This is a genomic window from Pandoraea communis, from assembly GCF_902459745.1.
GTDB lineage: Bacteria > Pseudomonadota > Gammaproteobacteria > Burkholderiales > Burkholderiaceae > Pandoraea > Pandoraea communis.
The window spans coordinates 115,330-129,612 of record NZ_CABPSJ010000003.1; the positions used below are offsets into that span (position 1 = coordinate 115,330).

Annotated in this window: 15 protein-coding genes; 6 read left to right on the plus strand and 9 right to left on the minus strand. The window is 62.7% G+C overall.

What is annotated here, in order from left to right; genetic code table 11:
• The first annotated feature begins 6 nt into the window (after positions 1-6).
• The 4 genes from PCO31110_RS11290 (at position 7) to PCO31110_RS11305 (ending at position 3,204) form a co-directional block, all read left to right on the plus strand.
• Positions 7-1,038 carry a branched-chain amino acid ABC transporter permease gene (locus PCO31110_RS11290; RefSeq protein WP_150690471.1) on the plus strand — a complete coding sequence of 344 codons (1,032 nt, stop codon included), beginning with the start codon at positions 7-9 and terminating at the stop codon, positions 1,036-1,038.
• Between the two features lie 126 nt (positions 1,039-1,164).
• The gene (locus PCO31110_RS11295; RefSeq protein WP_010806445.1) at positions 1,165-1,656 is read left to right on the plus strand and encodes an Rrf2 family transcriptional regulator; all 492 of its coding nucleotides are present in this window, start codon (positions 1,165-1,167) and stop codon (positions 1,654-1,656) included.
• A 268-nt stretch (positions 1,657-1,924) separates the two neighbouring features.
• Entirely contained in the window at positions 1,925-2,215 is a 291-nt protein-coding gene (locus PCO31110_RS11300) for a DUF4148 domain-containing protein (protein ID WP_174977295.1), read from the plus strand.
• A gap of 101 nt (positions 2,216-2,316) precedes the next feature.
• On the plus strand, positions 2,317-3,204 hold the full coding sequence (locus PCO31110_RS11305; protein WP_010806447.1) for an AraC family transcriptional regulator: 888 nt from the start codon (positions 2,317-2,319) through the stop codon (positions 3,202-3,204).
• A 124-nt stretch (positions 3,205-3,328) separates the two neighbouring features.
• Here PCO31110_RS11305 and PCO31110_RS11310 read toward each other — a convergent pair whose 3' ends face one another.
• The 4 genes from PCO31110_RS11310 to PCO31110_RS11325 all read right to left on the minus strand — a co-directional run bounded on the left by PCO31110_RS11310 (position 3,329) and on the right by PCO31110_RS11325 (position 7,162).
• Positions 3,329-4,564: a porin gene (locus tag PCO31110_RS11310; RefSeq protein WP_150690473.1), complete on the minus strand. Its 1,236-nt coding sequence runs from the start codon at positions 4,562-4,564 to the stop codon at positions 3,329-3,331.
• Positions 4,565-4,766: 202 nt separating this feature from the next.
• Positions 4,767-5,756: a glycerophosphodiester phosphodiesterase family protein gene (locus tag PCO31110_RS11315; protein WP_150690474.1), complete on the minus strand. Its 990-nt coding sequence runs from the start codon at positions 5,754-5,756 to the stop codon at positions 4,767-4,769.
• A gap of 43 nt (positions 5,757-5,799) precedes the next feature.
• On the minus strand, positions 5,800-6,573 hold the full coding sequence (locus PCO31110_RS11320) for a DeoR/GlpR family DNA-binding transcription regulator (RefSeq protein ID WP_010806450.1): 774 nt from the start codon (positions 6,571-6,573) through the stop codon (positions 5,800-5,802).
• 103 nt (positions 6,574-6,676) lie between these two features.
• Positions 6,677-7,162: an Lrp/AsnC family transcriptional regulator gene (locus tag PCO31110_RS11325; RefSeq protein ID WP_010806451.1), complete on the minus strand. Its 486-nt coding sequence runs from the start codon at positions 7,160-7,162 to the stop codon at positions 6,677-6,679.
• A 158-nt stretch (positions 7,163-7,320) separates the two neighbouring features.
• Here PCO31110_RS11325 and glmS point away from each other — a divergent pair, with 158 nt between their 5' ends.
• Positions 7,321-9,150: a glutamine--fructose-6-phosphate transaminase (isomerizing) gene (gene glmS, locus PCO31110_RS11330; protein WP_150690475.1), complete on the plus strand. Its 1,830-nt coding sequence runs from the start codon at positions 7,321-7,323 to the stop codon at positions 9,148-9,150.
• A 279-nt stretch (positions 9,151-9,429) separates the two neighbouring features.
• Here glmS and PCO31110_RS11335 read toward each other — a convergent pair whose 3' ends face one another.
• From PCO31110_RS11335 to PCO31110_RS11355, 5 genes are all read right to left on the minus strand, one after another.
• Positions 9,430-10,137, minus strand: coding sequence for a COG4705 family protein (locus tag PCO31110_RS11335; RefSeq protein ID WP_150690731.1), 708 nt, complete (start codon positions 10,135-10,137; stop codon positions 9,430-9,432).
• 229 nt (positions 10,138-10,366) lie between these two features.
• On the minus strand, positions 10,367-10,720 hold the full coding sequence (locus PCO31110_RS11340) for a VOC family protein (RefSeq protein ID WP_010806454.1): 354 nt from the start codon (positions 10,718-10,720) through the stop codon (positions 10,367-10,369).
• A gap of 20 nt (positions 10,721-10,740) precedes the next feature.
• On the minus strand, positions 10,741-11,160 hold the full coding sequence (locus PCO31110_RS11345) for a DUF3224 domain-containing protein (RefSeq protein WP_150690476.1): 420 nt from the start codon (positions 11,158-11,160) through the stop codon (positions 10,741-10,743).
• Between the two features lie 161 nt (positions 11,161-11,321).
• The gene (locus PCO31110_RS11350; RefSeq protein WP_150690477.1) at positions 11,322-12,728 is read right to left on the minus strand and encodes an MFS transporter; all 1,407 of its coding nucleotides are present in this window, start codon (positions 12,726-12,728) and stop codon (positions 11,322-11,324) included.
• A 6-nt stretch (positions 12,729-12,734) separates the two neighbouring features.
• Entirely contained in the window at positions 12,735-13,388 is a 654-nt protein-coding gene (locus tag PCO31110_RS11355; RefSeq protein WP_150690478.1) for a DsbA family oxidoreductase, read from the minus strand.
• A gap of 304 nt (positions 13,389-13,692) precedes the next feature.
• Here PCO31110_RS11355 and PCO31110_RS11360 point away from each other — a divergent pair, with 304 nt between their 5' ends.
• The gene (locus tag PCO31110_RS11360; protein ID WP_150690479.1) at positions 13,693-14,205 is read left to right on the plus strand and encodes a cupin domain-containing protein; all 513 of its coding nucleotides are present in this window, start codon (positions 13,693-13,695) and stop codon (positions 14,203-14,205) included.
• Positions 14,206-14,283: the final 78 nt, after the last annotated feature.

Consider the following 14,283-nt stretch of genomic DNA (forward strand, 5'->3'; position numbering starts at 1 on the left):
TCGTCGATGATGCGTCAATACCGTTTCGATTTTGTGCTGCTCGTGCTGTTGGCCGCGTTGCCGGCCCTCGGGGTCTATCCCGTCTTTGCGATGAAGGTGCTGTGCTTCGCGCTGTTCGCCTGTTCGCTCAATCTGGTGCTTGGCTACACGGGGTTGTTGTCGTTCGGTCATGCCGCGTTCTTCGGCGGGGCGGCGTACTTCGCGGGTTATGTGATGCGCGATCTCGCGTGGTCGCCGCTGGCCGGTATGCTGACCGGCGTGGTGACCGGCGCCGTGTTCGGGTTGGGTTTCGGGCTGTTCGCGATCCGGCGTCAAGGCATCTATTTCGCGATGATTACGCTCGCCTTCGCGCAGATGTTCTACTTTTTCTGTCTGCAAGCACCATTTACCGGCGGGGAGGATGGGTTGCAGGGCGTGCCTCGCCAGACGCTCTTCGGCTTGTCGCTGGACAACGATCTCACGCTGTATTTCGTGGTGCTTGCCGTGGTTGCGGCAACGTTTGCGTTGATGTCGCGGGGCATTGCGTCTCCCTTCGGCCGCGTGCTGGCGGCGATCAGGGAGAACGAGCCACGCGCGATTTCGTTGGGCTATGAGGCGACGCGTTTCAAGCTGCTGGCGTTTGTGCTGTCGGCCGCGATAGCGGGCCTCGCGGGGGCGCTCAAAACGCTGGTGCTCGGCTTTGCCACGCTGTCCGACGTGCATTGGTCGCTCTCGGGGTCGGTCATTCTGATGACGCTGGTCGGTGGCATGGGCACGCGCTTCGGGCCGGTGGTGGGCGCGTTGCTCATCGTCTCGCTGGAGACCAAGCTCGGCGATATCGGTAACTGGCTGGCGCAGGCGACCGGCTGGCCGGCTTTCGCCGGACTTGGTTCGATGGTGAGTGTGGTGACGGGGGTGATCTTCGTGCTCTGCGTGTTGCTGTTCCGTCGCGGCATCGTTGGCGAATGGCTTGCCTGGCGGCAACGCTGGGTGGCGCGCCGTAACAACGTGGTTCGCCCGGCGGCGTTGGCTGGCGCGATCAAAGGGTCGGGGCGATAGCGGACGGGGGTGGCGCAAGGGCCTGGCGGGACATAAGATGCATGTCAAGGCCATGTTAAACTGCCTCGCAAGACTACCGGGCGGCAACATCGTGCCGCCCTGTCCGCTCCCGCTGCTCCCCGCCGAATGCGACTCACCGACCATACCGATTACAGTCTGCGCACCCTGATCTACGTCGCGGTTCATCCCGACGAGCTGGTGCACGTGCAGTCCGTGGCTGAGGCGTTCGACATTCCCAAGAATCATCTCGTGAAGATCGTGCAAAAGCTCGGTCAACTGGGCTTCCTGCACACCGTGCGCGGACGCTCGGGCGGGATTCGGCTGGGGCGGCCGCCGGAGCGCATCGGACTCGGCGACGTGGTGCGGGCGATGGAACCCGACTTCGCGATGGTCGAGTGCTTCCATCCGGGCGAGAGCGCCTGTGTCATCACGTCGGCATGCAACTTGCGCGGCGTGTTGGGCGAGGCGCTGCGCGCCTACTTCGCGGTGCTCGATCGCTACACACTGGCCGATCTGGTGGGCAAGCCCGCCGTGTTGCGACGCCTGCTCGGCGACGCGGTGGCCGCCGTCGTTCCGGTCGCGGATATCAAAGTCAAACGGCGCGTCACCGAGTCGTAATCCCGCCGCAGCGCCCGTTTTTTCCGCATTCCTCCGATTTTTTACGCGCTTATCGACGTTCGCTATCGATGCCATAGCGCCGGTTAATGGCTATCGCAAGATCTGGACGATTGGTCGCATCTTGCAGACGCGCAGCCGCGAAATTTGCCTCACCCTTTTGTAATCTTGAGTCGTGCCCGATAACGCCAGCCCAGCGATTCAACGCATGAGGTACGCGGTCGAGCAAACCAACACCCGGCGCTTGTTGCCGAACGAAAGGAGTCTCATCATGAACGCCCGTATTATTGCCGCTGCCCTGATCGCCACCGCTACGCTGGCTTCCGCTTCTGCCTTCGCCGAAACCCAAACCGCCGATGCGGGTCAACCGGCCGCGACGCAAGGCGTCACCCGTGCACAAGTGCGCGACGAGTTGCGTCAGGCGCGTGCCTCGGGCCAACTCGACCAGTCGCTTCAAACCTATCCGTCATTGCTGCAACAACGGTCTTCAGCCGGTCGTTCGCGCGCGGAAGTTCGCGCGGAAATCGGCACAGGTGCGCCCGTGGGTGACGACCGCGCCTGAGGCGTCGGTCGTGGTCGAAGGGAGGGGATGCCGGTTGCAAGCAAGCGTTGGCCAAATCCCCGATAATTGGCGCACCAGGTTAGACAACACTCGAGTGCGCCATGGACCGGCTCTCCACCTTGATTTCGAATTTCGGCGTTCGCGCCGGTGTGTTTCATAGCGGCGGCCTTTGTGGCATTGCCAGTTACGGTGTCGACGCACATGACGGCGGACATCTGCATTTGCTGCGTACAGGCGAAGTCGCGCTTGTGCTTGAAGATGGCTCGCGGCAGGACATCGTCGAGCCATCGTTGATCTTCTTTCCGCGCCGCAACCATCATCAGTTGCTCTCGGGAGAAGGCGCGAGAACGGAACTCGTGTGCGGATCGCTGTCGTTCGACGGCGGACAGAACAATCCGCTCGTGGCGGCGCTGCCGGAGTATCTCGTCTTGCCGACGAAATCGCTTTCCACGCTCGAACTCACGTTGAACTGGTTGTTCATGGAAGCGTTCGGCACGCAGTGCGGGCGTCTTGCTGTGATGGACCGCTTGTTCGAATTGCTCGTCATCCAGTTGCTGCGCCATGTGCTGGAGCAGCGCATGGTGAGTCATGGCATGCTTGCGGGGCTGGCCGATCCGCGCCTTGCGCGGGCGCTGCATGTGATTCACCATCAGCCGGGTGAAGCATGGACGGTGGAGTCGCTGGCCGGCACCGCCAACATGTCGCGAGCCAACTTTGCCGCGCAGTTTCGCGAAGTCGTCGGGCAATCCCCGGCGGATTATCTGCTCGACTGGCGCATCGGCCTTGCGCAGAAACGTCTGCGCGATGGCCAGCCGATTGCGCGCGTGGCCGAAGAAGTGGGGTATGAAAGCGCGTCGGCGCTCGCTCGCGCCTTCCGCCGTAAGACAGGAAGCAGCCCGCGCGACTGGTTGCGCGCGCAGATGCACGCCGTGACGATGCTGCCGCCGCCGCGCGTGACGCTCGTACCGGCGCCGGCTCAGGCGGCTTAAGCACTGTAGTACCGTGGAGACGTTCAGTACGAAAGCCCGGCGCAGCCGGGCACAAGTCATGCGTCACAAGACCGGCCGGAACGTGCGCTGATGCGCAACGTCCCGGCTGGTTTGTTTTTCAGCCTTAGAAAACGTGGCTCACGCCCAGGCGCACGACGGTTTGCGCGTTGCTCGCCGACGACATGCCGTTGGCGGCGTCGCCAACCGAGGCCGTCGCGTCGATCACATTGCCGAAGGTATCGAGCGTGCTGCCGGAGGCCTTCTGGTAGCCCGCCAGCGCGTACAACTCCGTGCGTTTGGACAGGTTGTAGAACGCCGCGAGGTTGAACTGGTGGTACTTCGCGCCCGACGTGTTCGCGGCCGGAGCATTCACGTTGGTGAAGCTGTAGCCGCCGCCCAGCCGGAATGCTCTGGTCACGCGATACATTGCCAGCACGCCGACAGAATCGAACTTGGCTGTGCGGGTAAAGCGCGAGTAGCTGCCTGCCGAGTACTCCGTATGGCTGTAGTTCGCGCCCAGCGTGGCGTCGCCGATCTGGTAGGTCATCGAGGTAGCGATGATGTCGCGTGCCTTGGCGCTGGCATAACCGGCGTTGATCGACGATGCGAATGCCGATTCGGACGAGCCTGCCCAGCTTCCGATCGTCGTGTCCGTGGCACTCGCCTTGTCGTTGTTGGCGTGCGAGTAACCCGCACCCCACGCGATCGGGCCGTTCGCGTACTGCCCGGCGAGACCCCAGGTGTTCTGACGTCCCATCGTGCCCGGCTGGCCGCCGAAGCCGTACATGGCGCCGAAGGTGAAGCCGCCCCACGTCGGGGAGCGGTATTTCACGCTGTTGTTCACGCGCGAGCTGTGATCGAGGTTGTCGACGTCGCCCGGATGCGCAGCGACGCCCGAGAGCAGTGCCGTGCCACCGACAGAGCCGACCAGATCGATCAGCGGGTCGTACTGGCGGCCGAGCGTGACGGTGCCGTAAGCCTTGTCTTGCAGGCCGACGTATGCGTGGCGGCCGAACTCCGCACCTCCCTGACTCGCGATACCGTTACCGATATTGAAGCCGTTCTCCAGGCGGAACAGCGCCTTCAGGCCGTTGCCGAGGTCTTCCGTTCCCTGAATGCCCCAGCGGCTGCCCTGCCACGTGCCGCTCTGGAACGCGTAATTCGATGCACCATTGACGAGCGCCGGGCGGCCGGCCGCGCCTGCACGGGTAACGCTGGCGACATTGCTGGCATAACCGATGCCGCCGTCGACGATACCGTACAACGTGACATTGGACTGGGCATGAGCGAGCGCGGCAACACCGCAGCCGATGACCAGTGCGGCAGCACGGGCGAGAGGGGGGAGAGCAAGTGGCTTCATGGTGTGTTTCCTGTGTGTGGCAGTGGGGGGGCGATGCCTATTCCGGCTTGACGAATCCTGTTGTCGCATCGCGATTTAAATTAGGAATACTACAAATATGACAATCGTTTCTCCGTGGGGAAGCCGTTTGACTTCGGCGGAGAATCAGGCGGTGCGTCGGTCGCCCGTCGCGCGGCGGCAGAAAGCCGCGCGAACGGACGATTTACTTCGACGCGCTCGGCGCCTGATTGGCCAATGCCGCGCGCAAGCGAGCGGGGGAATCGGTCATCACGGCATCGAAACCCAGCTGTGACGCCGCTTCGAAGTCCTGCGGCGTCTCGACACCGAAGGCGACGAGATGCACGTCGCCGCGCGACTTGAAGCACTGCACGGCGGCAGGCGTCCACCAGTTCGCCACGACTTTCGAGATCCCCTCGCCGAGCGTGAAGCGCTCAACCACTTCCACCTGACGATGCAATTCGATGCCGGCCCATGTGCCGGGCGCGGGCGGCGCATCGCACCGTCCTGCGAGTGCAGCGGCAACGAGGCGGCTACGGGTCGCGTCGCGCGACTCGAACAGTTGTGCCTGAGGGCGGCGAGCGCGCAGGCGGTCGGTCGCTTCGGCTTCGGTCGAATAGAGGCGCACGCGCGACCAGGCGTTGGTCTCGTCGAGCACCTTGATGACGGCTTCCACCAGCGGTGCGGCGGGCGTTTGCTTCATGTCGAGCAGCACGGGCACGTTGGCGGGCACGGCGGCGAGCGCCTCGCGCAAGGTGGGGATGGGCAACGGGTGGTCGCGGTACGGGAAGACGGTCTGCCCGTTGGTGTCCTTGCGAGAGAAGGCAAAACCCGCATTGAGCCGATGCACGTCGGCGTAGTCGATGTCGGCGAGCTTGCCGCGTCCGTCGGTCAGTGTGGAAAGATCGGCCGGACGGTACATCACCGGCACCCCGTCGCGCGTGACCTGCACGGTCATCCACAAGGCCTGCGCGCCGTTCTGTAACGCATTGGTGAAGGCCTGCACCGTGTTCTCGGGGGTGTCGCCGGTGCCGCCGCGATGCGCGACGATCAGCGGGGTGGCGCTGGCAACGGCCGGGGTGAGCGTACCGAAGACGAGGGCGAGCGCGGCGACGCCGGCCGCCGCAAGGCGTGTCCACTCGGGCCGGGCGGGCGGGGCGGCGAAGCGATTGAAGCGGGGGGAAGCGGAGTGCATGACGGGCGGTCTCGAGGCGAAGAGGTGAGCGATCGGTATCGGGTCAGACAATGAGAATCTCGGGCGACGCGAGTGAGGCGGACGGTGCCTGCAAGTGTTCGCGCAGCGGCTCGGGCAGTGGAGCGTCGGTGATGACGAGATCCTGTTCGTCGAGTTGGCCACCCCGCACGCTGGGTTTGCGGGAGAACTTGTAGGTGTCCGCCACGAGAATGCGATAGCGGCTCGCGTCGCGCAGAGCTTCGCGCGATGCGGCTTCGTGACGGTCGTAATCGAGCAGCGTGCCGTCGTCGTCGATGCCGCCAACGCTGTACACGCCGACATCGGCGCGATAAGCACGGAACAGGCGGTCGGCTTCGTCTCCGAGAATCTCCGGGTTGGGCGAACGCAGTTCACCGCCGGGAACGATCACTCGGTGTTCGGGGTTGCTTGCCAGAACCAGCGCGGCGCGCAGGTTATTGGTGATGACGCACAGCCGCTTGCGAGGCACGAGGGCGACGGCGACTTGTTCGGGCGTCGTGCCGATGCCGAGCAGCACCGTGGCGCCATCGGGGATACGCTCGGCGGCCGCGTGACCGATGCGCAGCTTGCCTTCGAGGTTGCGCACGCGACGCACTTCGTACGGTTGGTTCGGACCCGGCGTGAGCAGGCGCGCGCCGCCGTGATAGCGACGCAACACATTGGCATCGCACAGTGTGTTGACGTCACGGCGAATCGTCTGGGTAGCCACACCGAAGTGATCGGCGAGCGCATCGACACTCATTTCGCCATGCTGGCGAAACAGGGCAACGATGCGGGTCTGGCGTTCGGAAAGGTCCATCGGGCGGTCGTGTCGCGCACATTCGTTCTGGAATGGGCGCCACTTTGACAGCCGAGCGTGACATTCAAATGACGATGGGGAATGTTCAAATGAACATTTTCAGTCAGCGAGAAATGTTCGGACGAATGGGGGCATTGGCTTCGAATTTCGCGCGACGCGTTGAAAAGAACGTGCGCACGTTGCGAATATTCGCCGAGCTTTTGAACAGCCGGCGCGCGAGTTCGTCGTACTGCGCCATGTCGCCGACTTCGGCGATGACCACGAAGTCTGGCCCCGGCGACACGCGGTAGCACTGGGTGACGACGGGCTCCGCGCAGATGTAGGACTCGAAGGTGTCGTAATCCTCGGCGGTTTGCCGGTCGAGACTCACTTCGACAACGGCGGTCAGCGTCGGCCCCAGCTTCGACGGATCGATGATGGCGATCTGTCGCTCGATCACGCCCGCGTCGCTGAGTGCCCGCACCCGGCGCAGGCAGGTTGGAGCGGACGCATGGACGCGCTGCGAGAGTTCAAGGTTCGAAATAGACGAGTCGGCTTGCAGCTCGCTCAGGATTCGCAAGTCCAGATCGTCCAGGGTGATGCCCGTCATGGGGTCTCCTGCGGAATGGGATTGTGTGAAATTTAATTTCATTTGTAGTTTATTGTGAATTTATATTTCACGTAATAGTGAATATTGACAATTAATTTCAGTGCATCAACTCTACCATCGCCTCACTGAGTGACAACGAATCAATTCGGAGAGGCGTTATGTGTGGAATCATCGGCGCGGTCGCGCAACGGGATATCGTCCCCAACCTTGTCGACGGTCTGAAGCGTCTGGAGTACCGCGGGTACGACTCGTGTGGCGTCGCGCTGTATCGCGAGCGGGAGTTGGTGCGCGCACGCAGCGTCGAGCGCGTGGCGAATCTACAGGATGAAATCGGCCGACTCGGGCTCACCGGTTACACCGGGATTGCCCATACGCGCTGGGCAACGCACGGCAAGCCGGTCACCGACAACGCGCATCCTCACTTTTCGCCGAGCGCCGACGCGCCGCGCATCGCGCTTTCGCACAACGGCATCATTGAGAATCACGAGTCATTGCGTGCGACGCTGGAGTCGCATGGCTATTGCTTTGCGAGCCAGACGGACAGCGAGGTCATCGCGCATCTGATCGACCATCTTTACGATGGCGATTTGTTCGAAGCCGTGAAGGCAGCCGCATCGCAGTTGCGTGGCAGCTACGCCATTGCGGTGATTTGCCGCGACGAGCCGCATCGCCTGGTCGGCGCGCGCGACGGCATGCCGCTGATCGTCGGTGTGGGGGATGGGGAGAACTTCCTCGCCTCCGATGCGATTGCGCTCGCGAACGTCACCGACCAGATCGTGTATCTGGAGAACGGCGACGTTGCGGACGTCCAGCTTCACCGCTTCTGGGTCTCGGATGCGCAGGGGCAGCGGGTCGAACGTCCGGTCAATCGTGTCGCCGCGCATAGCGGGGCGGCCGATCTGGGGCCGTATCGCTACTACATGCAGAAGGAGATCTTCGAGCAGCCGCGGGCGGTCGCGGACACGTTGCAGGATGTGACGTCGATCATGCCTGAGCTATTCGGTGACAACGCCTGGCGGGTGTTCAATGAGGTGGACTCGGTGCTCCTGCTCGCTTGCGGAGGGAGTTATCACGCGGCATTGACGGCGAAATACTGGATCGAGAGTCTTGCGCAACTGCCGGTGAGCGTGGAAATCGCGAGCGAGTATCGCTATCGCGACAGTGTGGCCAATCAGAAGACGCTGGTCGTCGCCGTTTCGCAAAGCGGCGAGACTGCCGACGTGCTGGGGGCCGTGCATGTAGCGAAGCAGCGAGGAATGCGTCACACGCTGGCGATCTGCAATGTGGCGACGAGCGCGTTGGCGCGCGAGTGTGCGTTGACGTTTTTCACGCGGGCCGGGGTGGAGATCGGTGTGGCGTCGACGAAGGCGTTCACGACGCAGCTCGTCGCTCTGTTTCTTCTGGCGTTGACGCTGGCACAAAGCCGTAAGCGTTTGTCGGATGGCGATGAGCAGCAACATCTGCGCGCCCTGCGGCATCTGCCGGACGCCATCGCAAAAGTGCTGGCGCTGGAGCCGCAGATCATTGCGTGGGCAGAGCAATTGACGCGCCGGCAGGACATCCTGTTTCTCGGCCGGGGGCTGCATTATCCGGTCGCAATGGAAGGGGCGCTGAAGATGAAGGAGATTTCGTACATCCACGCGGAAGCGTATCCGGCGGGCGAACTCAAGCACGGACCGCTCGCGCTCGTGAGCGATGAAATGCCAGTGGTGGCGGTGGCGCCGAACGACCGGTTGCTGGAGAAGCTGAAGTCGAACATGCACGAGGTCAGCGCGCGAAACGGCAAGCTCTACGTATTCGCCGACAGCGATTGCGGCTTGTCGCCCGGCGCAGATATCGACGTGATCCGGTTGAATGAACATTACGGTCTGCTGTCGCCCATTCTCCATACCATCCCGATGCAGTTGCTGGCGTATCACGCCGCCGTTGCACGCGGCACGGATGTGGACAAGCCGAGAAATCTGGCGAAATCGGTCACGGTGGAATGACGTTTGTGACAGGTCTGGCGGCCCGTATTAATCGCAGTTGTGGCATTTCCTTACGAGGCTGAGAATTGCACTCAACCCGACGCACTGTCGACGACAAGTGAACACGGGAGAACCGATAGATGACCTTCAAGGAGATTGACATGGGCGACTTCGAAAACCCTCTCTTCGCGCTTCTCGATTACCTCATCCGCGTGGCGTTCTGAGCAGTTCCCGGCTGCTCATGCTTTCAGGCACCACGGCGCGTTTTTCGCCGTGGTGTTTCGTTTGGCAAGGCCAAGGTTAATGCGCTTTCGCGGAGGCGCGTTGCCGTACCAGCAGCAAGCTGGTCAGAATGAACGCCAGCAAGGCAAAGGAAGCCGAGTATCGGCTCAACGCAAGTCCGCCGGCACTAATGGGCTTATCCAGAAAATCACCGACAACGGCGCCTAGCGGCCGGGTGAGGATGAATGCAGCCCAGAACAGAAAAACACGCGACGTTCTGGTCCAGAAATACGCGCCGACGAGACCCAGCAGAAGGGCGCCGAAGACGACCGCCGCGCCGGTATAGCCAAGCCCGGCCGTATCGGCAGTCCAGTCTCCCAGCGCTGTCCCCAGCGTCTGGGAGAACATGATCGTGACCCAATAGAATGCTTCCGCCTTCGGCGAGTTGACCGTATCGATAGCCACCGAGCCCATCGTGCGGTGCCAGACCCACAGCGAACCGAGCAGCAATGCCAGCAGGATCGACGTTCCACCCGCGTACCCAATGCCCAGTGAACGGTCGGCAAAGTCAGCCAGTGTCGTACCGACGGTCGTCGTGGCGATGATCGTTACCCAATACAACGCGGGATGAAACGATTTCGCCCGGATTTGCGCCGTAACGGCAACGACGAAAATCAGGGCGAAGATGGCTGTGGCGACAAGGTATCCAAGATTCATCGACATGGAAACGGCGTCGCCACCTGTTTCACCCAAGGTCGTGGCTGCAATCTTGACCACCCAGAACATGAGTGTGACCTCAGGCACCTTGCCTAGAGTCTTCTGAATATTGGCATTCACGGCTTAACCTATTGTGCAGACGCTCGTGCTTTTCCTGCGCTCGCGGCCGGTGATGAATAGGTTAAGTTTCGCGTGTGATTCTTAGTTCACGCATAGTCCGACCGGCTGAATATCCGCCGGGCTCAGCGTGAGCGCCGAGGGACGCATGCGCAAAAGGGACGCTGCCCGAACGCGCGCCTCACTCTGCCGCCGACCAGACGGCGAGTTCGTAGCCGTCAGGGTCGGTGAAGTGAAAGCGGCGGCCGCCCGGGAACGAGAAGACGGGGAGGCTGATCCTGGCGCCCGCGGCTTCAACACGGCGTTGGGTTTGAGCGAGGTCGTCCGCATACAGGATGATCAGCGGACCGCCCGGTCGAGCTTCGCCGGGAGTGAATCCGCCAGTGAGCCGGCCGTCGCTGAACTCGGTGTAGGCCGGGCCGTAGTCGGTGAATGTCCAGCCAAAAACACTGCCGTAGAAGGCTTTGCTGCGGGCGATGTCGCTCACGTTGAATTCGATATTGTCGATCTGACGGTCGAGACCTCGTGTGCTCATGTCTGTCTCCTGGCGGGGGTTCAGTGGTGCGAGTCGTTGTGCCCTTCTGGCAGGGCATAGTCGAACGCATAGGAATGCTGGCCGTCGGTAATGGTGATGACCGGCGTCCCCGAAATTCCAGACAATGCGTCGGTACCGGAATCGGGAACAACGCTGATGGACTGGACAGGCGCGCCGCGCATCATGGTCGCACTGTGCTGGAGCACGAAAGTGCCGCTGCGGCCTTGCAGCGCGCCACGCACCGTTTCCATCGCCACGTAGCCGGCGGAACCCTGAGTGCTGCTGCGGAACGACAGCATTTCTCCCTGGCTTGTCGCCTGCAAGTCACCGTGATACGTCTTGTTCAACGATAGACGGCCAAGCCCGGTGCTGTCGGCAACGGGGCTTAGCGGCTGCGGCTCAAGTTCAATGTCGAAGCACCCTTGGGCTGAGTAGTTCACTTGCTTGGTCCTCGGTTGGAGTGTGCGAAATACTGTGTTTTTGTACAGTATTCAGTGTACTCAAGCTTCGCCAATATGCAAGCGTTGGATGTCATTGCACCGCAAAACGACGAAGCCCCGCACGAGGCGGGGCTTCTTTGCATAACGGCTTCGAGGTGTTCTCAGGCGCGTTGCGGCACCAATCGCAAGCCACTGGCAAGGCAGCCTGCGGCCGAGAATATCGCCCCCCACGCCAGCGCCCACGTGGAACCGTGCGTGCCCGCAAGACCCAGGGCCAGGGCGACGAGCGCCGCGCCCGTCGCCTGACCCAGCAGTCGCGACGTGCCCACCATGCCACTTGCCCCACCGCTGCGCTCAGGCGGAGCGCTGTGCATGAAGGCCTTCAGGTTCGGCGACTGGAAAAAGCCGAAGCCCAGACCGCACAACGCCATCCGCCAGCCGATATCCCATAGCGCGGCATGCTCGGGCATGACCGCGAGCAATGCCATACCGGCGCTTAGCATCGCCAGACCGATCGCACCCAAGGCACCGGGCGGATAACGATCCGACAGGCGCCCGGCCAACGGCGCAATCGCGGCCACGAAGAACGGCCACGGCGTCATCAGAAAGCCTGTCTCGATGGGGCTGCGATGCAGCACGTTTTCGAAATAGAACGGCAACGACACGAGCCCCAGTCCCTGCGTTGCAAACGCACAGACGGCGGTGATCGTGGAGAGTGCGAACGCGGGCAGACGCAGCAGATCGACCGGCAGCATTGGCGCACGATGGTCGCGCTCGCGGCGAATGAGCGCCCATCCGAACACCAGCGCCCCGACGAAGCAGCCCAGCGTCAGATGCCAGTCGGCCTGTTGCGCGCTCTGACTCAACGCGAAGATCAGCAGCGAGAATGTCAACACGTTGAGCAGCGCGGCGATCATGTCGGGCTTATGTTCGCTGCGCGGCGTGTCTGGCAGGTTGCGGCGCGAGAACGCCAGCGCCAGCAGCGCCGTGGGCACGTTGATCAGGAACAGCCACGGCCAGCTTGCGAACGCGAGTACGAGCGACGCGATCGTCGGCCCGATGGCAAAGGAAATGCCGACGATGAGTGCGTTCAGCCCGACGCCGCGTCCGAGCTGATGGGCCGGATACAGGAAGCGGATGAGCGCGATATTCACACTCATTACCGCCGCAGCGCCCACGCCTTGCATGAGGCGAGCCGCCGCCAGAAAGCCGAGCGTTGGCGACAGTGCGCACAGCAGCGACGCAACGAGAAACACCGCCACGCCCCACATGAATACGCGCTTGTGGCCCATGCGCTCGCCCAGCGAGGCAAAGGGGAGCAGTGTCGCGACCATTGCCAGTTGATAGGCGTTCACGATCCAGACCGAAGCCGACGGCGTCGTGTTCAGATCGAGCGCCATTTGCGGCAGGGCCGTGTTGGCGATGGCGGTGTCGAGACTGGCCAGCGAGACGGCAAGCAAGACCGCCGTCATCGCGAGGCCGCGTCCGGTGGCTGGCGGCTCGTGCGATTGCACCCCGGCAGGGGCGCCAGCCGTGGGCGTATTGGCGGTCGGGGGCAGCGACGACATGACGGATCAGCCCTCGGCCAGAATCTGACGGATGGCCTGTTCGAAAACTTCCGGTGGTTGGCCGCCGCTCACGAGATGGCGGTTATTGAAGATGACCGCAGGCACCGAGCGGATGCCGAGGTTCTGGTAATGACGCTCGAGCGCGCGTACCTGCTCGGCGTATTCGCCGGTGGAGAGAATCTCACGGGCTCGCGTCGCGTCGAGGCCGGCTTGCACCGCAGCGTCGACCAGCACTTCCGGATCGCTCGTGCGCTTGCCTTCAACGAAATAGGCGCGAAACAGGGCTTCCTTGAGCGCCAATTGCTTGTCGTGACCGACCGTCTGTGCCCAGTGCAGCAGGCGATGCGCGTCGAACGTGTTGTAGGCGCGTGTGCGCAGATCCATACGCATCGGGAAACCTTCGGCGGCCGCACGTGCGCTGATGTTCGCCTGATTCTGTGCCAACTGCTCCGGCGACAGACCATACTTGCGCGACATGTAATCGGCGAGCGGCACGCCTTCTGCCGGCATATCGGGATTGAGCTCGAAGGGGCTGAATTGCAGGTCGGCGTCAACCTCGTTGCCCAGGTGGCCGAGTGCCGTCTTCAGCGAGGCAAGGCCGATGGCGCACCAGGGGCAGGCGACATCTGAGACAAAATCGATCTTGAGTGTAGCGGGCATGATCTGACGGCGCTGTGGCGGCGCGGGCAATGAAAAACGCGTCGCCTTGCGCGACGCAACGCCGCAATCGTCGCATAATTCGGCAATTCTCGCCGGTCGCCACCGAGATTGCGCCGAAAGCCTTTATTCGTGCCGTGTTCGGGGCGCGTATGCCCGAGTGGCGATGACGAGCCGTTGTTTTGTTGTGTGAAATTATTGTTTCGCCTGATGAGGCTATTAGCATCGGGTAGCCAGGTGCCTGCTGCGATGCGATGTCGTGAGAAGCGATTTTCCGAGCGCCCCGATCAATATCAAGGAGTCCGTCATGCCGTCCGCCGCCGATCTCGTCAAGTCCCTGGGACTGCAGCCGCATCCGGAAGGAGGGCACTATCGTGAGACGTATCGCGCGTCGGGCACGATTGCGGCGCAGGCGCTACCGGAAGGGTTTTCGGGGCCGCGCAACATTTCCACTGCGATTCTCTACTTGCTCGAAGCCGATGATTTCTCCGCCTTCCACCGGATTCGCAGCGACGAGATCTGGCATTTCCATCTTGGCGGCACGCTCTGGATTCACGAGATCGACCCGGCGGGCAAGTTGACAACGACACGTCTTGGCACCGATGTCGCGGGCGGTGAACGTCTTCAACACGTGGTTCCCGCAGGGCATTGGTTCGCTGCGCAGCCCGCGCCATCGACGAGCTACTCACTGGTCGGATGCACCGTCGCGCCGGGTTTCGCGTTCGAGGATTTCGAGATGGCCGATCCGGCGGCGCTCGCGGCGCACTGGCCGGCGCACCGTGCGCTGATCGAGCGGCTCGGCCGGCGCGCGCCTGCATGATCGCGGCGCGGCGGTGGTCGAGCCACGCGAGACGCCCGAGTACGTTAGCATCACCGAAAATCCTTTCACTTTGTCTCT